The organism is Neorhizobium sp. USDA 3394 (assembly GCF_056280385.1).
This window is the reverse complement of sequence record NZ_JBWCDU010000002.1, coordinates 1,567,875-1,586,333: the sequence shown is the minus strand read 5'-3', so window position 1 is coordinate 1,586,333 and position 18,459 is coordinate 1,567,875. Positions and strand designations below refer to the sequence as shown.

The 18,459-nt window shown below is 60.6% G+C and carries 16 protein-coding genes; all 16 read left to right on the top strand.

The window, feature by feature from the left end; all coding sequences use genetic code 11:
* The first annotated feature begins 13 nt into the window (after positions 1 to 13).
* The 16 genes from ACZ9EJ_RS29090 (at position 14) to ACZ9EJ_RS29015 (ending at position 18,452) form a co-directional block, all read left to right on the top strand.
* A complete protein-coding gene (locus ACZ9EJ_RS29090) occupies positions 14 to 1,654 on the top strand; it encodes an MmgE/PrpD family protein (RefSeq protein ID WP_080955787.1) in 1,641 nt (546 codons plus the stop codon).
* Positions 1,655 to 1,732: 78 nt separating this feature from the next.
* A complete protein-coding gene (locus ACZ9EJ_RS29085; RefSeq protein ID WP_080955786.1) occupies positions 1,733 to 3,313 on the top strand; it encodes an ABC transporter substrate-binding protein in 1,581 nt (526 codons plus the stop codon).
* A 64-nt stretch (positions 3,314 to 3,377) separates the two neighbouring features.
* Positions 3,378 to 4,352: an ABC transporter permease gene (locus ACZ9EJ_RS29080; RefSeq protein WP_255737103.1), complete on the top strand. Its 975-nt coding sequence runs from the start codon at positions 3,378 to 3,380 to the stop codon at positions 4,350 to 4,352.
* Positions 4,352 to 5,266, top strand: a complete 915-nt coding sequence (locus ACZ9EJ_RS29075) for an ABC transporter permease (protein WP_046641231.1) — start codon at positions 4,352 to 4,354, stop codon at positions 5,264 to 5,266. Before ACZ9EJ_RS29080 ends, ACZ9EJ_RS29075 begins: the two co-directional genes overlap by 1 nt.
* A complete protein-coding gene (locus ACZ9EJ_RS29070) occupies positions 5,266 to 6,267 on the top strand; it encodes an ABC transporter ATP-binding protein (RefSeq protein ID WP_255736761.1) in 1,002 nt (333 codons plus the stop codon). Before ACZ9EJ_RS29075 ends, ACZ9EJ_RS29070 begins: the two co-directional genes overlap by 1 nt.
* Positions 6,264 to 7,292: an ABC transporter ATP-binding protein gene (locus ACZ9EJ_RS29065; protein ID WP_046641230.1), complete on the top strand. Its 1,029-nt coding sequence runs from the start codon at positions 6,264 to 6,266 to the stop codon at positions 7,290 to 7,292. Before ACZ9EJ_RS29070 ends, ACZ9EJ_RS29065 begins: the two co-directional genes overlap by 4 nt.
* Before the next feature lie 2 nt (positions 7,293 to 7,294).
* The gene (locus tag ACZ9EJ_RS29060; RefSeq protein ID WP_046641229.1) at positions 7,295 to 8,542 is read left to right on the top strand and encodes a M20/M25/M40 family metallo-hydrolase; all 1,248 of its coding nucleotides are present in this window, start codon (positions 7,295 to 7,297) and stop codon (positions 8,540 to 8,542) included.
* Between the two features lie 16 nt (positions 8,543 to 8,558).
* Complete coding sequence (locus ACZ9EJ_RS29055) at positions 8,559 to 10,019, top strand: M20 family metallopeptidase (RefSeq protein ID WP_046641272.1); 1,461 nt, start codon at positions 8,559 to 8,561, stop codon at positions 10,017 to 10,019.
* 158 nt (positions 10,020 to 10,177) lie between these two features.
* The gene (locus ACZ9EJ_RS29050) at positions 10,178 to 10,840 is read left to right on the top strand and encodes a transcriptional regulator (protein ID WP_476100344.1); all 663 of its coding nucleotides are present in this window, start codon (positions 10,178 to 10,180) and stop codon (positions 10,838 to 10,840) included.
* A gap of 130 nt (positions 10,841 to 10,970) precedes the next feature.
* Complete coding sequence (locus ACZ9EJ_RS29045) at positions 10,971 to 11,528, top strand: hypothetical protein (RefSeq protein WP_476100342.1); 558 nt, start codon at positions 10,971 to 10,973, stop codon at positions 11,526 to 11,528.
* Positions 11,529 to 11,813: 285 nt separating this feature from the next.
* Positions 11,814 to 12,500 carry a TetR/AcrR family transcriptional regulator gene (locus tag ACZ9EJ_RS29040; RefSeq protein ID WP_046642045.1) on the top strand — a complete coding sequence of 229 codons (687 nt, stop codon included), beginning with the start codon at positions 11,814 to 11,816 and terminating at the stop codon, positions 12,498 to 12,500.
* Between the two features lie 296 nt (positions 12,501 to 12,796).
* Positions 12,797 to 13,744, top strand: coding sequence for a 4-hydroxy-tetrahydrodipicolinate synthase family protein (locus ACZ9EJ_RS29035; protein ID WP_046642046.1), 948 nt, complete (start codon positions 12,797 to 12,799; stop codon positions 13,742 to 13,744).
* A 10-nt stretch (positions 13,745 to 13,754) separates the two neighbouring features.
* The gene (locus ACZ9EJ_RS29030) at positions 13,755 to 14,534 is read left to right on the top strand and encodes an SDR family NAD(P)-dependent oxidoreductase (protein ID WP_046627609.1); all 780 of its coding nucleotides are present in this window, start codon (positions 13,755 to 13,757) and stop codon (positions 14,532 to 14,534) included.
* Between the two features lie 113 nt (positions 14,535 to 14,647).
* Positions 14,648 to 15,619 carry a Bug family tripartite tricarboxylate transporter substrate binding protein gene (locus ACZ9EJ_RS29025; protein WP_046627608.1) on the top strand — a complete coding sequence of 324 codons (972 nt, stop codon included), beginning with the start codon at positions 14,648 to 14,650 and terminating at the stop codon, positions 15,617 to 15,619.
* 2 nt (positions 15,620 to 15,621) lie between these two features.
* A complete protein-coding gene (locus ACZ9EJ_RS29020; RefSeq protein ID WP_046642083.1) occupies positions 15,622 to 17,982 on the top strand; it encodes a molybdopterin-dependent oxidoreductase in 2,361 nt (786 codons plus the stop codon).
* Positions 17,983 to 17,993: 11 nt separating this feature from the next.
* Entirely contained in the window at positions 17,994 to 18,452 is a 459-nt protein-coding gene (locus tag ACZ9EJ_RS29015) for a tripartite tricarboxylate transporter TctB family protein (RefSeq protein WP_046642047.1), read from the top strand.
* Positions 18,453 to 18,459: the final 7 nt, after the last annotated feature.

Here is an 18,459-nt window from a genome sequence, read left to right as displayed (position 1 = left end):
TCTCTCCAATCGCATGTCCAATAACTTCCGGTTATCCAGCGAGCTTCCGGCGTCGTCTCGACTCCCCAAAGCGGCAGTTTCCATGATGCGCCAATCCCATATTTGGGGGCAGGGCTCGTCCGCAGCCATTTCTATTATAACTAAAACTCATCGTATGAGACTAGTTAGTTTCTTGCCGATGCCTATCCCTTTGGCCATCATCGGCCGCAATAACTGGCAACAATGCCGGATGGGAACGACGATGAACGCGGTGACGGCGCCAAGAGCCTCTCAAATGCGCGACGAACGAAAGCCGGCATTTCGGGCATTGTCCGAATGGGCCGCCGATGCTTGCGGCTTCAGTCCGGTGGCCTACCGTCGCGGTAAAGACGCGTTCACGGATATCACGGCGTGCATGATTGCCGGAATGAACGAAATTGCGACCGGTTCCGTCGTCAACGCGATAGCTGAAGATGGCCGGGGGCAATGCTTCGCCTTCGGAGCGTCCGGGAGGGTGAGTGCACCCTGGGCGGCCCTGATCAATGGAACCGCAGCGCATGCGCTCGATTTCGACGACAATTTCGCGCCCGCCTTTACTCATGCCACGGCGGTCCTCGCTCCCGCGCTTCTGTCTCTGGTGAGTGGCCGCAGGATCGATGGGAGCGCGCTCATCGACGCATTCATCGTCGGGCTGGAACTCCAAGGGCGTATAGGTCGCCTCATGCAGCCTGCCCACTATAAGCGCGGCTGGCATTCCACATCGACGATCGGAGCGATCGGCACCGCCGGGGCTTGTGCGCGCCTGCTTGGCGCTACCCCGGACCAGGTGCTCGCCGCAATGAGCGCGGCAACCAGCATGGCAGCCGGTTCGAAGCTGCAGTTCGGTTCGATGATGAAGCCCATCCATGCCGGGCTTGCAGCGAAGAATGCCGTTCTCGCGGCCCGGTTCGCCATGGCCGGTATCGGCGCCAATGACGACCCTCTTGCCGGCGACTGGGGTTTTGCGGCGTTGACCGGCGCGGGCAGGATTGGTGCCGAAGTCATGATCGACGGTCTCGGCGAGACGCTGGAAATCGAGACAAGCGGACTGCTCGCCAAGCGGTTTCCCTGCTGCGGAGCGGTTCATCGGAGCGTCGATGCCTTGGAGGTCCTGCAGAGAGAGCCGGGCTTCTCGCTGGAGGCGATCGATCGGATCGATATGTCTTTGCCAGAGATGGCAAGACGGAATCTCCGCTTCGACTGTCCCGCCGATGAAATGGAAGCACGGTTCAGCGGTACCTATTGCATGGCACGAATGTTGGTCGACGGAGGGCTGGAACTCGAGCACTTCACGCCGGAAAGCGTCAGGGATGAGCGGATTGCCGTGTGGCTGCCTCGCATCCGGCTGATCGCTTACGACAATGCCCTGATGGTCGATGGCGCGAATTTCGAGGCGATCACACGGGTCTATCTGAAGGACGGCAGGGTCATGGAAGCGACGGTCAGCCATCCGAAAGGTTCGCCGGAGAACCCGCTGAACGAGGACGATCTGCTGGCAAAATTTCAGACGTGCTGCGCCTGGAGCGGTCACGCCGCAGCGGCCGAACCGCTTTTCAAACTCGCAGGGGCGTTGGGAGCGGCAATCGACGTCGGTGAAGTCATGGCGGAGGTCGAAAGGACCCTGCGCATCCAATAAACGGCCCATCCGGGCCAATCGGTAAAAGGGAACGTCTTCGAAGAAATACAAGAACGAAGACAAAAGTGGAGTGAAATCATGAATTTCGTGAAAACCAGGCTGGCCGCTTCGGCAGCTTTTCTTCTTATGGGTGCATTGTCTCTTTCTGCGGCGGATCTCAAGATCGGTGTCAAATCAGAACCGTCTTCGCTCGATCCGCAGTTCCACGTTCTCGTGCCGAACGTGCAGGTGACCTTCGCCATGTTCGATCCGCTGGTGATGATGGACCCGAAGCTGGTGCCACAGCCGGCGTTGGCCGAGAGCTGGAAGCCGACCAGCGACACGGTCTGGGAATTCGCCTTGCGGAAGGATGCAAAGTTCTCCGACGGCTCGCCGCTAACTGCCGACGACGTGGTTTTCACGTTCGACCGCATTCCGAAGGTTCCGAACAGCCCGACGGCTTTCACGCTGTTCACCCGCCAGATCGCCAAGGTGGAGGCAGCCGATGCGCATACGGTGCGCATCGCCACGAAGCAGCCCTATCCGCTGTTGGTGACCGATATTGCCAACCTGCCAATCCTGTCGAAGGCGGCAGCATCCGGCCCGGCTGCTGAAGGCAAGACGACCGTCGAGTTCAACCGCGGCGAAGGACTTGTCGGTACGGGCCCGTTCAAGTTCGTTTCCTGGCAAAAGGGCGCAGATCTCGTTCTGGAGCGCAATCCGAACTATTGGGGCAAGCCGGCGGCATGGGACAAGGTGATCTATCGCCCGATGACCAATCCGGCGGCCCGTGCCGCAGCGCTCCTGTCCGGTGACATCGACATGATGGAAGACCCACCGACGACGGACCTGGAACAGTTCAAGACGAACCCCAAGCTCACGGTGGCGGAAGCCCCCGGCACGCGTATCGTCTACATCGCTCTGGACCAGAAGGGCGAACCGAGCCCGGGCATTCCCGGACAGGGCAACAAGAATCCGCTGATGGACAAACGGGTCCGTGAAGCGCTTTCGCTGGCCATCGATCGCAAGGCGATCGCCGAACGGGTGATGGGCGGCGTCGCCGTCGCCACGGGAGACCTGCTGCCCGAGCCGATGTTCGGCGCGGTCAAGGCACGGCAGGCCGCACCGGCGGTCGACACCGCCAAGGCCAAGGCCCTGCTTGCGGAAGCCGGCTATCCCAACGGCTTCCAGATCACGCTTGGCACTCCGAACGGCCGCTACGTCAACGACGCCCGCGTCGCCCAGACGATTGCCGCCATGTGGACGCGTGCCGGCGTCAAATCCGAAGTCGCCGCCGCTGCTCCGCCGGTCTTCTTCAAGAGCCGCGACAATTTCGAATACAGCGCCTATCTTGCCGCCTGGGGAAATTCCACGGGAGAGATGTCCACGACGCTGCGGTCGCTGGTCGGAACCCGCGAGCCGTCCAAGGGCTCGGGCACTTCGAACGGCGGGCGTTATTCCAATCCGGAACTGGACGCCCTCCTCGACAAGGCATCGGCCACCATGGACGACAAAGCCCGCAAGGAGCTGCTGCAGAAGGCCGACGAGATGGTCCTGTCGGACTACGGCATCATTCCGGTCCATTTCGAAGTACCGGTCTGGGCGCTGCGCAAGGGCCTGAGCTACGCCGCCCGCGCCGATCAGTATACCCTGCCTCAGGACGTCACGTCCGCGAAGTAAATCAAGTTTCCGGCCTGCTTCGCGATGCGCAGCAGGCCGGGACCAGCGAAAGAAGGACAGGCAAGTGCCCGTTTTTATCATAAACCGACTGTTTCAGGCACTCGGCGTGATCCTTGTCATGTCGGTCCTGGTCTTTGTCGGCCTCTACCTGATCGGTGATCCGACGTCGATGCTGGTCAGCCCCGAGGCGACGGAGATCGAACGGCAGGCGTTGCGCAAGGCGCTTGGCCTCGATCAATCGATATGGGTTCAATACCTGACGTTTCTCGAAAATGCCGTGCAGGGTGATTTCGGTCGCAGCTTTCTCACCGGCCAGCCGGCGCTGCAACTGATCATCGAGCGCATGCCCGCGACCGTCGAACTCGTGATCGTTGCCATGACGTTTTCCGTGCTTGTCGGCGTCCCGCTCGGCATTCTGGCCGGGTTGCGGCCGAAGGCGCCGTCCAGCAAGGCGATCATGACGGGCTCGATCCTCGGCTTCAGCCTGCCGAATTTCTGGATCGGCCTGATGCTGATCATGCTGTTTGCGGTCTATCTCGGTGTCCTGCCGGCATCGGCACGCGGCGAAACCGTCAGTGTAGGCCCGGTTGCGCTCAGCATATTGACGGTCGATGGCTGGCAGCATCTGGCGCTGCCGGCGCTCACGCTCGGCCTTGCCAAGGCCGCGCTGATGATCCGCGTCACCAGGGCTGCCACCCGCGAAGTCCTGCCGATGGATTACATCAAATTCGCCCGCGCCAAGGGACTGCGCCCCTCTCGCATTCTCAACGTCCACCTGCTGAAGAACATCCTGATCCCGATCATCACTGTCGCCGGTTTGGAATTCGGCCAGGCCATCGCGTTTGCGGTCGTCACCGAGAGCGTCTTTTCCTGGCCCGGAATGGGCAAGCTGCTGATCGATTCCATCATCACCCTCGATCGTCCTGTGGTCGTCGCCTACCTCATCATGATGGTGTTTTTCCTGGTGATCCTGAACCTCGTCGTCGACATTCTCTACATGGCGATTGACCCGAGTGCCCGCGAAAAGGTGCGCGACTGATGAGCACGCCAACCACCGTTTTACCCACGACAACCGTCGAGGAAACGCCCTTCCGCCGCTTTGTGGTGCAGTTCAGGGAAAACAAGCTGGCCATGGCCGGTCTGATCCTGATGATCCTGCTTGCGATTCCCGCCTTTGCGGCACCGTGGATCGCGCCACAGAACCCCTATGATATCGGCGCGCTTGATATTCTGGATTCGCAGATGCCGCCGGGCAGCGTCGCCGAGGTCAGCGGTATCACTTACTGGCTCGGCACGGACAGCCAGGCCCGCGACGTCCTCTCCGCCGTCCTCTACGGCATGCGGACGAGCCTGCTGGTTGCCTTCCTGTCCGTCACGGTTTCACTTCTGATCGGCTCGACGGTCGGCCTCTGCGCGGCCTATTTCGGCGGCTGGCTGGACGCCCTGTTGATGCGCATCGTCGACATCCAGCTTTCCTTCCCGGCGATCCTCGTGGCGCTGGTCATGCTTTCGGTCCTCGGCCAGGGACTGGACAAGGTGATCATCGCGCTCATCATCGTGCAATGGGCCTATTTTGCCCGGACCGTCCGAGGCACCGCGCTTGTGGAGCGCAATCGCGAGTACATTCTGGCGGCCCGCTGCCTTTCGCTCGGCTGGCGGCGCATCATCGCCCGCCACCTCCTGCCGAACTGTCTTCCGCCGCTGATCGTCATCGCCACGATCGATCTTGCGAACGCCATCGCGCTTGAAGCGACCCTTTCCTTCCTCGGCGTCGGCGTTCCGGTCACGCAGCCGTCGCTGGGCATGCTGATCGCCAACGGTTTCGAATTCATGCTGTCCGGTCAGTACTGGATCTCGTTCTTTCCGGGTATCGCGCTGGCTCTCACCATCGTCGGGATCAATCTCGTGGGCGATCACCTTCGCGACATTCTCAACCCGAGGAATGCCCTGTGATGGACGTTAGCAGCATGCAAGCAACCGCGACGACCAGACAGGAGCCGCTACTCTCGATCAAGGGGCTGAAAACCCATTTCGCCACGAGAGCAGGCGTCGTGAAAGCGGTCGACGGGGTCGATATCGAACTCGGTCGCGGCGAGATCCTGGGTCTTGTCGGCGAGTCCGGTTCCGGCAAGTCGATCACCGGCTTTTCCATTCTGGGTCTGATCGATCCGCCCGGCCGTATCGTGGACGGCAGCATCGAGTATGACGGTCTCGATCTCGTTTCGATGGGCGAGGAGCCACGCCGGCAATTGCGCGGCAACGACATCGCGATGATCTTCCAGGATCCATCGATGACCCTCAATCCGGTTCTCCGCATCGACACGCAGTTGATCGAAACGGTTCAGGCTCATGCAGAGGTCAGCACGGCCGAAGCCCGGCAGCGGGCCAGGGATGCGCTCGTGCAGGTCGGCATTCCTTCTCCAGACGAACGCCTGAAAGCCTATCCTTACGAACTTTCCGGCGGCATGCGGCAACGTATCGCCATTGCCATCGCTCTCATCAACAAACCGAAGCTCATCATCGCGGACGAGCCGACGACCGCGCTCGACGTGTCGATCCAGGGCCAGATCATTTATGAGGTGAAGCAGCTTTGCCGCAAGACCGGCACCGCTCTCATCTGGATCACGCACGACCTCGCTGTCGTTGCCGGTCTCGCCGACCGTATCTCGGTCATGTATGCCGGCCGGATCGTGGAGACGGGTATCACTGCGGACGTGATCGAGAGGCCTCTGCACCCCTACACGCAAGGGCTGATCGACTCCGTTCCTTCGCATGCCACGCGTGGCCGCAGACTTCACCAGATCAAGGGCATGACGCCGTCGCTGCTCAACCTGCCGCAGGGTTGCGCCTTTCGCGATCGATGCGAAAGGGCGACGCCCGAATGTCTGGTCGCACCCGAACCGACCCTGTTGCCGGGCGGAAAATCGGTGCGTTGCTGGAATCCAGCCCTATGAGACAGGACATGACGACAGAAAAAAGCCAGCACGAACCGATGCTGGAATTACGTTCCCTCGCCAAGACGTTCACCAAGCCGGTCGGCGTGGCCGGGCACATCGCCAACCTCTTTGGCGCGGGGGTCAAGAGGATCGACGTGCGTGCCGTCGCCGGCATCGATCTTTCCGTCAGAAAGGGGGAGGTCGTCGGGATCGTCGGCGAGTCCGGCTGCGGCAAGTCCACCGTGGCCCGGATGATCGCCGGCATCAGCAGCATCAGCGCCGGCACCATCAGCTACAAAGGGGTTTCGTCCGCAGCGATGACGCCAGAGCAGCGCCGGGATTTTGCGCTCAGCGCCCAGATGATTTTTCAGGACCCGTTCGCCTCGCTCAATCCGCGCATGCGCGTGGTCGATATTATCGGTGAAGCGCCGGTCGCTCACGGGTTGATCCGCAAGGCGGAGCAGCGGGCCTACGTCGTTGACCTCATGGAAAAGGTCGGGCTTTCCGGCGCCTATGCCAACCGCTACCCACACCAGTTTTCCGGCGGCCAGCGGCAGCGCATCGGCATTGCCCGTGCTCTTGCGGTCAAGCCATCGCTGATCATCTGCGATGAGGCGGTGGCCGCACTCGACGTATCGATCCAGGCGCAGGTGCTGAACCTCTTCATGGATCTGCGTGACGAGCTGGACCTGACCTATCTGTTCATTTCGCACAATCTGGGCGTCGTCGAACATATCTCCGACCGGGTGGTCATCATGTATCTCGGCCGCGTGGTGGAAATCGCGCCGACCGAAGAGCTGTTTTCCACACCCAACCATCCCTATACGCGGCTGTTGCTGGAGCAGTTGCCGGTGCTCGAAGCCGGCGAACGCGACTACAAGCCGATCCAGGGCGAACTCCCGTCGCCGCTCGATCCTCCGTCGGGTTGTCCGTTCCATCCGCGTTGCCCAAGCGCGATGGATCGCTGCAAGCGAGACATTCCCGAACTCAAAGTGATTGGCCCTGGGCGCCTTTCAGCCTGTCATCTCAACGAAGCGGCCTGACCATGCAAACCTTCAAAACCGCCCAGCCCGCCGGAGATACTGCGATCCCGGCGCTCCTCGCCAGCGCGTCTTTCAGGGCTGCGACGAGCTCTCTCGCACAAACCCATGACCGTTTCATCAGCGAGCTTGTGACGCTCACCGAAATTCCGTCACCTCCCTTCAAGGAGGAGGCCCGCGGGCGGACATACCGGGACATGCTCGAAGCTGCCGGTCTGGAGGACGTTGCGATCGATTCCATCGGCAATGTTACGGGAGTTCGCCGAGGCAAGGCTTCGGGCGGACGCATGATCGCCGTTTCCGCTCATCTCGATACGGTGTTTCCCGAGGGGACCGATGTTACAGTCCGGCACGAGGGCTTTCGTCTATCCGCGCCGGGCGTGGGCGACAATACCCGTGGCCTTGCAACAATCCTGGCCTATCTCCGTGCTCTCGATGGCGCCGGAATAGAGAGTCGGGACGACATTCTCGTTCTGGCGACCGTTGGCGAGGAAGGCGAGGGCGATCTGCGCGGCATGCGGCACTTCTTCGCCAACAGCGCCTATCGTGACCGCATTGCCGCTCTCATATGCCTCGATGGCCCGACCCCGGCCGATACCATCGTTTCCGCAGGAACGGGGTCGAAACGTTACCAGGTGACGTTCCGAGGACCGGGTGGCCACAGCTTTGCCGACCATGGAATCGTCAATCCGATGATTGCCGCAGCACGTGCCGTTGTCGAACTCGGCCGTCTTTCGCTGCCGGACGACCCGAAGACCACATGCAGTTCCACGGTCATCAAAGGCGGCAGTTCCGTCAACGCCATTCCTGCGGAGGTTTCGCTGATGGTGGACCTGCGTTCCAATTCCGCATCCGAGTTGGCGGATCTCGATACCCGCTTTCACGAGATCGTGCTGCAATCCTGCCATGTCGAGAACGACAGCCGTTCGATCGAGAAGGGCTCAATTGCCGTCGAGATCCTGCTGATCGGCGATCGGCCTGCCGGGGTCACCGCCGACGGTGAACTGACGCGGTCCGCGGCCGCTGCCATTGCAGCGATTGGTCGGACCCCGGTGTTCAGTTCGTTTTCGACGGACGCCAATGTCGCCATGAGCCTCGGTGTTCCGACCGTTACCCTGTCGTGGGGAGGGAAGGGCGGCGACGCCCATACGCTGAACGAGTGGACGGATGTGGATCCGGCGACGACCCTTCCGGAAATGTCCGTCGGACTGGCCGTGCTGCTCGCCTGCGCAGGCGCCGATATTCTCAAGTGATCGAGGAATGATCGATATGCAGGACGACAAGGCTGAAGCGACACGGCGCAACGACGTTCTCGATGCCGACCATATTGCACGCTGCGCCGACGCCAAGGCTCAGGCCTTTATCGATCTCAGCGATCGCGTCTGGGGCATGCCGGAGCTGCGTTTCGAGGAATTCCGCTCAGTCGAGGAGCATATCGCCGCCATGGAAGCCGAAGGCTTCCGTGTCACCCGCGATATTGCGGGAATGAAGACCGCTTTCATGGCCGAGGCAGGTGAGGGTGAGGTCACGATCGGGTTCCTGGGAGAGTTCGATGCTCTGGCCGGTCTTTCGCAGGAAGCCGGCATCACGGAGCAGCGGGCTGCCGAGCCGGGCGCCAATGGCCATGGATGCCATCACAATCTCCTGGGCGCTGCTTCGCTTCTTGCGGCCGTCGCCCTGCGCGACGCCTTGGCCGAAAGCGGTGTGAAGGCACGGGTCCGATATTATGGATGCCCCGCCGAAGAAGGGGGATCGGGCAAGACATACATGGTGCGTGCAGGCGTATTTGATGATCTCGATGCCGCCTTCTGTTGGCACCCTTGCGTCTACAACGCCGTCATGTCCTCCTCGACGCTTGCCAATATTCAGGCCTATTTCCGCTTCAGCGGTCGTGCGGCGCATGCCGCGATGAGCCCGCAGGTCGGTCGCAGCGCTCTCGATGCCGTCGAGTTGATGAATGTCGGCATCAACTATATGCGCGAGCACATGCCCTCGGACGCCCGTGTGCATTATGCGATTACCCAGACCGGCGGCATCTCTCCCAATGTCGTTCAGGCTTCCGCGGAGGGTCTCTACCTGGTCCGCGCACCCAGGCTCAGCGATGTCCGCAGCCTTTTCGAGCGCGTGCGCAAGATCGCCGAGGGCGCGGCCCTCATGACCGAGACGAAGGTCGAGATGGTTTTCGACCGCGCCACTTCGAATATCCTCCCGAACCGGGCCCTGGAGGAGGCGATGCATCAGCAGTTCGAGAAACTGGGTGCCCCCGGGTTTGATGCTGCGGACTTCGACTTTGCCGACAGGCTACGCGCCGCCGCATTGACGGATGACGATGTCCGCGCCAGCGCCGAAGCCTTTGGCGGGCCAGCCGATTATCCGAAATCGCTGCATGACGGGATTCTGCCGCTGCCGGAACAGCCCGGCCTGCTTTTCGGTTCGACGGATGTGGGCGATGTCAGCTGGGTCGTACCCACCGCGCAGTGCCTGACGGCGACCGCGGCGATCGGTACGCCGTTCCATGCCTGGCAGACCGTGACGCAAGGCAAGTTGCCGGCCGCCCACAAGGCCATGGTGACGGCCGCCAAGGTGATGGCGGCAACAGGTGCAAGGGCGATTGTCGATCCTGAATTGCTGGCGCGCGCCAGGAAAGAATTGCATGGACGACGGGGCGGGCTGGCGTATCGGAGCCCGCTTCCGGAAGGCAGCGAGCCGCCAATCAAAGCCGCCCGATAGCCTAAGCTCACGAGGAAGGCGGGTCGCTGCGACGGCGATCCCGTGGCCGGGCATCACCAGGGGGGTGGACCGCCGGGGCGATAGCGGTTATCTGCAGGACTTGTTGCGATGCTGAAACATCGCCGAAACATCACCGCAGACACCCAAGGCCTCTCAAAGTGAAAAAAGTCCAGCGCAGCTTTGCCGTCGAATACAGATCTGGTCGGCGAAAAGTGAACTCCAATCCGAATTCGATCTGGGGGGACATGGATCTCAGGTCCGTTGCGCAGGATCTGCAGGACGAGGCAACGCCGTTGTTGACCGGAACGTCTGAGGTCATCAGCAGCGAGAGGGTTTTCACCGGCGAAGAACAGGCCTCGGCGTTGTTGACACTGCCGATGGAGCAGCAGACAAATGTACCGGCTTTACAGGAGACCAGAATGGCCGACGAAAACAATACGATGACTGATGTTGATACGCCGGCCGTAGCGGCGCCCGCTGTACCCAAGAAGGAGCGCAAACCTCGCGCCAGGAAGGCGGTACCTGAAACCGTCTCGGCAGCGGTTTCGGCGCAACCGGCAGCGGCTTCGAATGCCGCAGTTGGAAAGCCGAAGAGAGGACGCAAGGCAAAGTCCGACGACGGTGCGACAAGCGCCAAACGTGCGCCTGTCAAGCGGGCTCCGAAGGCCGTGCAGGCAGCGGCTATTCCTTCGACGGCGGCAGTCGATGAGTTTGCGGATCTTCTACAGCTGGAAGAGGAAAACCAAAAACTGCGCAAGCTGCTGGCCGAGAAGCTCCGTGCTGAAAATGTCGATCTGCGAAAGCGGCTCAACCTCGGTTGATCGTTAGCAGCCGGTCAAGCGCTGGCCGCATTCTCATGATTATTGAAACGAACATATTGGCGGCGGCTAGTCCTGCCGCCAACGCCTTTGCCCGCTGCCTGCATGCGGGGTAGAATACGAGGTCGAAAAAATGGCGTCTCCATGGAAACTTCTGGCTCGGCTGGTGTCGCCGCGACGTCAACAGACACAGGAACACGGCTCGACCGATGATGTGAAGCCGGAGCTGTTGGCCATCGCCAAGCCGACTGAAACGGCTGCGGATAACGGATTGAACACCGCGGCGCCTCCGGTCGACGAAAAGCCCGTCGCCGACGAACAATCGGAGGCGATGTCAGCGGACCCGGATCATTCCCAAACGGCAAGAACTCTCCATGGCAAGGCGGATAGCGAAAACGCCGGGTCTGCGGAGGCGGCTGATCCGGCCTTATCCGATGACGCGGCGGCGGTCGCACGCGAAACACGAACAACCTCGCAGGTTGGCGAAGGTGCAACGCGAAAGCGCAGCAGGCGGGGCAAGGCAACGGAAACGATCGAGGCCGTTCCGCCACCCTCTCCAGGCGTTCCCGCCGTTTCTGACGATGCGATCAGCCTTGACGAAGAGATCAGGCTGCTCCGGGAGCAATTGGCGCGCAAGCTTCGGCTGCAAAATGCACAGCTGAAGAGGATGCTGGAGCGGTTCGAACGCTGAACCTGTCCTTCTTCGCGGCAGGTCATCCAGCCATTGCAGCCTGGCTCGGCATGGGTGTTTTGCACTTTCTGCCGCAGATGGGCGCCAATCCTTCGAACGCTCGCTCGTCAAGCCTTGCGGCAACGATATCCCGGCATGACCGACGACAATCATGAGCAAAGCGAGGCGTGCCAAGCTTCATGACGACCCCACAAACGCTCTTGCTCCCCAAAATTGCACTTGATGGCTCCCGTTGGTCCGCTACAAAACGACGACGATAGTCACGAAGCAGAGAATTTTGGATGCATGACAAAAAAGGCATATAACGGAACGTCAAAGGTCGATCACGCGGATGAGCCGCGAGAGCGTATTGTTGCGGCCGCGCGCGAAGTGTTTATTGAGCAGGGGTTCGATCTGGCGACTGTTCGCGACATCACGAGGCGGGCGGATGTGAATGTTGCCGCCGTCAACTACTATTTCGGCTCCAAGGAAGAACTCGTCAGCGAAGTGCTTAACCTGATGATGGAGCCCTATACCCATGCCCGTATAGAGGCTTTGGAAAAATGCGAGGCTTCAGCCCGGCCGGGATTCCCGATTTTGGAGGATGTCGTCGGGGCTCTTGTCCGACCGATGGTCCAGTTCAGCCGCGATGCCTCGGGCGCCCGTCCGTTGACACGGCTGATCCTGCAGGTCCGTTCGCGGCCGCGTGAATCGACCAATCGTTTTTTCATACGCCGCGTCGATCCTGCCGTGTTCCGTTTTATCGACGCCTTCAGTCGCGCGCTGCCGAATATGCAGCGCCGCGATATTTTCTGGCGTTACAATTTTTCGATTGGCGCCATCATGCAGGTTCTGATCGATTCAGATCCGGCATCTCACCGTCTCAAGCAACTGTCCGGCGGTCTTTGCGATACCGATGACGACGAAGAGATCATCCGTCAGCTCTCGCGGTTTATCTGCACCGGATTCCAGGCGCCTGCCGTCGGGCAATGACGCTGAACTCAGAACTTACAGGTAGAGACTGCTCAGGATAGGATATATTTCGGTTCTGTTTAAATTCGGATCTATGCTGGATAATTATCTTTTTTATTCCCTTTTGAGAAAAAGGACCGGGGTATCTATTTCAAGGTTAGACGGTCTTTCCAATTATCCCTTCACTTGCATGCTGGTTTTTTCAAAGTCACTCGTCGCTGCTCGATTCTTGAGCAAATTGACCAATTATAGTCATTGACTCCATCCCGTCTGAAATTATGTTTCAAACATCGTTTAACATTTCACGGAGCCGTGCAATGACTGTTGCTGCCCCCAGGATCACCGGATCCTTCGTTGCCTTGATCACCCCGTTTGACAAGTCAGGCGCCGTCGATATGGGGGCATTCCGCGCATTGCTTTCCTTCCACGAGGAGAACGGCACCTCTGCCGTCTTGATCATGGGTTCGACCGGCGAGGTATCCATGCTGTCGGCCGACGAGAAGAAGAAGATCATCGTCGAGACCTCGAAAATGAAAACGGCCAACATGCCGATCTTCTTTGGCTGCACCGGCAACAATACGGACGTCACGATTGAAAATGTGAAGTTCGCCAAGGATAACGGCGCAGACGGTGCCATTCTCGCCGCTCCGGCGTATATCTGCGCCCCGGAAGCGGACATCGAAGCCTATTTCCTGGAAATCGCCGACGCGACCGACCTGCCCCTCGGGCTCTACAACAATCCGCCGCGCGTCAAGAGCGACCTGCACTGGGATCACCTGCTGCGCATCTTCAAACATCCCAACTACGTCATTCACAAGGAATCCACCGCGCGTGTCGGCCAGGTTGCCCAGGTTCTCGCCGCGCGTCCGGATGTTTCGGTCATGTGCTGCGACAGCCCCAATCTCGGCCTTGTCGTTCCAACAATGAGCCTTGGCGGCCATGGCACCGCCAACATGGGCGGCAATATTGCGCCGGCCGAAGTGGCGGTGATGTCGCGTCCGTGGACGAGTTATGTCGAAGCCGAAGGGTTCCGCGACACCTATCTGAATCTTCTGCCGCTGCTGCACTACAATTACTCGGCCATCAATCCGGTAGCCGTTAAATCGCTGATGAAGGCCGTCGGACTGCCGGCGGGCGAATTGCGGCGACCATTGACCGGCCTTGAAGGCGAAGCGCTCGCAAAGGGCATTCGCATCGTCCAGGATCTCGGCCTCGACAAGAAATACGGCTGGAAGCTGCAGCCTGCTTCGGCCTTGGCCGCCTGAGGTCCGGCCGATGGATCTCGGGATCTCGGGTCGGAATGCTATCGTTACCGGCGCAAGCCGGGGCATGGGTAAGGCCGCCGCAATGGCTCTCGCACGGGAGAATGTGGATCTGACCATCATCGCCCGCACGCCCGAAACGCTGCAGGCGACAGCCGCGGAAATCCGAGCCGTCACCGGCGCCCGCGTCACCACCGTCGTCGGCGATATTACCACGCTTGCCGGACGTGAAGCCGTTCTGTCTGTCTGCCCAAAACCGGACATCCTGGTCAACAACGCCGATGGCGAACTGCCGGGCGATTTCCGCAACTGGTCTCGTGAGGACTGGTTGCGCGGCATCGATCGGATGATGCTGACGCCGATCGACATGATGCGCCTGACCGTCGACGGAATGATGGAGCGTGAGTTCGGGCGTGTCGTCAACATAGTGTCGCGAAGCGTCAAGATCGCCCAGGCCGAGCTTGGCATGTCCAATGCGGCGCGCTCCGGTCTCGTCGGGTTCGTCGCGGGCCTGGCTCGGCAGACGATCGCCCGCAATGTGACGATTAACAATATGCTCCCCGGCATTGTCGCTTCGGATGGCCAGCGGCAACATGTCGAGGTGCTTGCTCAGGAAAGCGGCCGCTCTTTCGAGGAAATCTGGGCCGCCCGCGCGGCACAGAATCCGGCTGGCCGCTACGGACGCCCCGAAGAAGTTGGCGCCTACATCGCCTTCCTCTGCTCGGCTAATGCCGGCTTCGTCACTGCTCAGAACCTGCTGATCGATGGCGGGCAATATCCCGGAACGTTCTGACGGCGTGAACCGAGCGGATTACCTCACGCCGGTCGCCGCCGCCAAAGTATCGGACGACGCATACAATGACTCTCGACTGCATACATCCTCTTGGAGCCAGAAGGAATCCATCCATGAACCGCTTCGGAACAGCATTGCTTTTTCTTTCGATGACGCTGCCAGTGGCCGGCCTTGCCAAGGCGGACGACTATCCCAGCCGGCCCGTGTCCATTGTCGTGCCTTATCCGCCGGGCGGTGCCGTCGACGGCGTTGCACGGGTTCTTGCCGCCACGCTTTCGGTCAAGACCGGCAAAACGTTCGTGGTCGACAACCGTGCGGGCGGTGCCGGCGGGGTGGTCGGTTCGTCCGATGTGGTCAAGGCTGCTCCCGATGGCTACACCCTGCTGCTGAATGCGTCGATCCACGTGGTCACGCCGCTGATCAACAAGAACGTGCCTTTTGACGTTGTCAATGACTTCACGCATATCAGCGGCATCGCGGCTGGCCCGCTGCTGATCACCACCAATCCGTCGGACAAGGCGAACACGCTGAAGGAATTCTTCGCCGAGGTGAAGGCGGATCCGGATTCCTACAATTTCGCCACCTCCGGTTATGGCTCGGCGGGTCATCTGGCTGTGGAGGTCCTGAAGGGTAAAGCTGGCGTCGATACAGAAGTAGTCACCTACAAGGGAGCCGGTCCGGCACTTACCGACATGATTGGCGGCCAGGTGCAACTGATCGCCGACCCGATCCTGTCGTCCCTGCCGCATGTCAAGGCTGGCCGGCTGAAGCCGCTTGCGGTGACCAGCCTGACCCGCTCGGCCCTGGCACCGGATGTTCCGACCGTTGCGGAAAGCGGCATGCCTGCATTGGAAATGCTCTCCTGGTATGGAGTCTGGGCGCCGAAAAATCTTGATCCAAAGGCGGCGGAATATCTCGGCAAGGTCCTGCAGGATGTTGTCACCTCCGCTGAATTCAAGGACAAGTTGACGGTCTTCGGCTTTGAGCCGATGTACAAGAACAGCGCCGATCTGCGGACCTTCGTGATCGACGAGACAAAGCGTTACGGCGAGATCGTCAAGACCGCCGGCATCAAGGTGGAATGAAGATGACGAAGGCTCCGAGAATCGCGCAACATTCGGAGCCTTCGACAGGTCAGCGCCATGTCGGAACCCATTGGGGTTTCTACACTCACGATGGCTTGCAAGGCGGCATTCGTCCGACGTCGGGCGATCCAAACCCCGTTCAATTCGGCCAGGAGCTTCCAGCTGACAGACTTGCGCCATGCCGCATTCTCAAGCCAGCAGTCAGGCGGTCCTTCCTTGAAAATGGACCCGGTTATCGTGCCGGCCGGCGGGGAGCCGAGGCATTTGTCGAGGTTTCCTGGGATGAAGCGCTCGACCTTGTCGCCGGCGAAATCCGCCGCATCAGGGACGAACATGGCAACGGCGCGATTTTTTCCGGTTCCTACGGCTGGTCGAGCGCCGGACGATTTCATCACGCGCAAAGCCAGCTGAAGCGTTTTTTCAACATGAATGGCGGTTCCGTTCGTTCCGTCCAGACCTATAGTTATGCCGCTGGAGAGGTCATCCTGCCGCACGTCATCGGTTCTACCGATGGGCTGATCTCCGGCCACAGTCCATGGAGCCAGATCGTCGGCCATGCGGACTTGATCGTGATGTTCGGCGGCACGCCGCTTCGCAATGCTCAGGTCAATGCCGGTGGCGTTGCCCGCCATGAGACCCGCCAGTATCTCCTCGATTGCAAGGACGCTGGCGCCCATTTCATCAACGTTGGACCCGTCCGGGATGATGCCGCAAGCGAACTCGATGCCGAATGGATGGCTCTCAGACCCGGGACGGACACCGCGCTGCTGCTGGCCATCGCCCATGCGCTGATCCAGGAAGATCGTCACGACGCAGGTTTCGTCGAACGTTACACCGTCGGCTTTGAGACATTGCGGGATTATCTGTTCGGAAAGGTGGACGGCGTCGTCAGGGATGCCGCCTGGGCAGCCCGCATTACCGGCCTTGAAGCGCAGGACATCCTCACCCTTGCCCGGACAATGGCCACGAAAAAAACCTTCATCATGATGGCATGGGCGCTGCAACGCGCCGACCATGGTGAACAGGCCTATTGGGCGGCAATTGCGGTGGCATCGCTGCTGGGTCGCATCGGTCTGCCTGGCGGAGGATTTGGTTTCGGTTATGCATCCATATCGGGCATCGGCCAGCCGGCGCCGGCCGTGAAATGGCCGTCGCTACCCCAAGGTCAGAATGCCGTTTCCGACTACATTCCAGTCGCGCGGATTGCCGACATGCTGCTGTCGCCGGGCGCGGAATACGACTACAACGGCCAGAAGCGGATCTATCCGGAAATAAGGCTCATCTATTGGGCTGGCGGCAATCCTTTCCACCATCATCAGGATCTTCATCGGCTGGTCGAAGCTTGGCAGAGGCCGGAAACGATCATTGTCCACGAGCATTGGTGGAATGCCAACGCCCGGCATGCCGACATCGTATTGCCGGCTGCGACATTCCTGGAACGGGACGATCTGGTTGCAAGCGGCCGCGACAGTTTTCTCGGATATTCGACACAGACGGCGGCGCCACCTGCGGACGTATTCTCGGATCACGAGATCCTTCGTCGCATTGCCCAGAAGCTGGGGACTGAAGCTTCATTCACGGGCGGATTGAGCGAGCCCGAATGGCTGGAGAAGCTTTATGCCGAGGCGCAGGCAAACGCTGCGTCACGCGACATTTCCTTGCCGGAGTTTTCCGCGTTCCGGAATAAGGGAGTGATCGAGGTGGAAAGCCAAACCGAGGCTCGGCCTTTCCTTTCTGCGTTCCGCGCGGACCCCGTTGCCCATCCGCTGCGCACGCCCTCCGGTCTGATCGAGCTGTCCTCGGAGCTCATTGCCGGCTTCGATTATGCCGATTGCCCTGGCCATCCGGCGTGGGTGGAACCGGTCGAATGGCTGGGAGGCAAACTGTCGGCCATTTATCCACTGCATCTCCTGTCCTGCCAGCCGCATGACAAGCTGCACAGCCAGTGGGACCATGCCGCACCGTCGCGCCGGACCAAAAGCGGCGGCCGTCAGCCGGTGCGCATTCATCCCGATGACGCCGCGGCGCGTGGACTGGCGCAAGGCGAGGTGGTGAGCATTTCCAACGCCCGCGGTGCGTGCCTGGCGGTGGTTGCCATTACCGATGCCGTCATGCCCGGCGTCGTGCAGTTGGCGACAGGCGCATGGTTCGATCCGGCGGATCCCTCAAAGCCGGGTTCGCTGGAACTGAACGGCAATCCGAATGTATTGACGCCGGATCATGGAACTTCCCGTCTCGCACAGGGGCCAAGCCCGAACTCGTGCCTTGTCGAGATTTCCCGTTTCATCGGCACGCCGCCGGAGGTGCGAGCCTACCGCCCGCCGGACCTGGTTCCCGACCCGCGATCGAAAACGTCCAACTGAGAGGAATGCCCATGACCTCGCGTCTCAATTCGCAATTGATTGCAGGGCTCCTGTTCGTATTGATCGGCGTCGCTTTCCTGTTGGGCAGCCTCGATCTCTCCTATGGTACATGGCGCAAGATCGGCCCCGGTGCATTTCCGGGCCTGGTCGCCTCGGCCCTGATCGCCATGGGCGTTATTGTCGCCTTTACGGCCGAGAGACATGGCGCTGGTAAGGAACGACCGCGGCTTTATTCCTCGAAGGTCATGTTCATCATCGCAGCGATCGTGGTGTTCGGACTCGTCGTTCGCGGAGGCGGGTTGCTGCCGGCGGTCTTCTCTTGCTGCTTCATATCGTCGTTTGCCTCACGTCCTTTGCAGCCGGTGAAATCGGCATTGTACGGGCTCGGACTCGGGGCGGCCTGCAGCCTCGCCTTCATCAAGGGGCTCGGCATGCCGATTGCCATCATCGGCCCCTGGTTCGGGTTTTAAGGAAGAT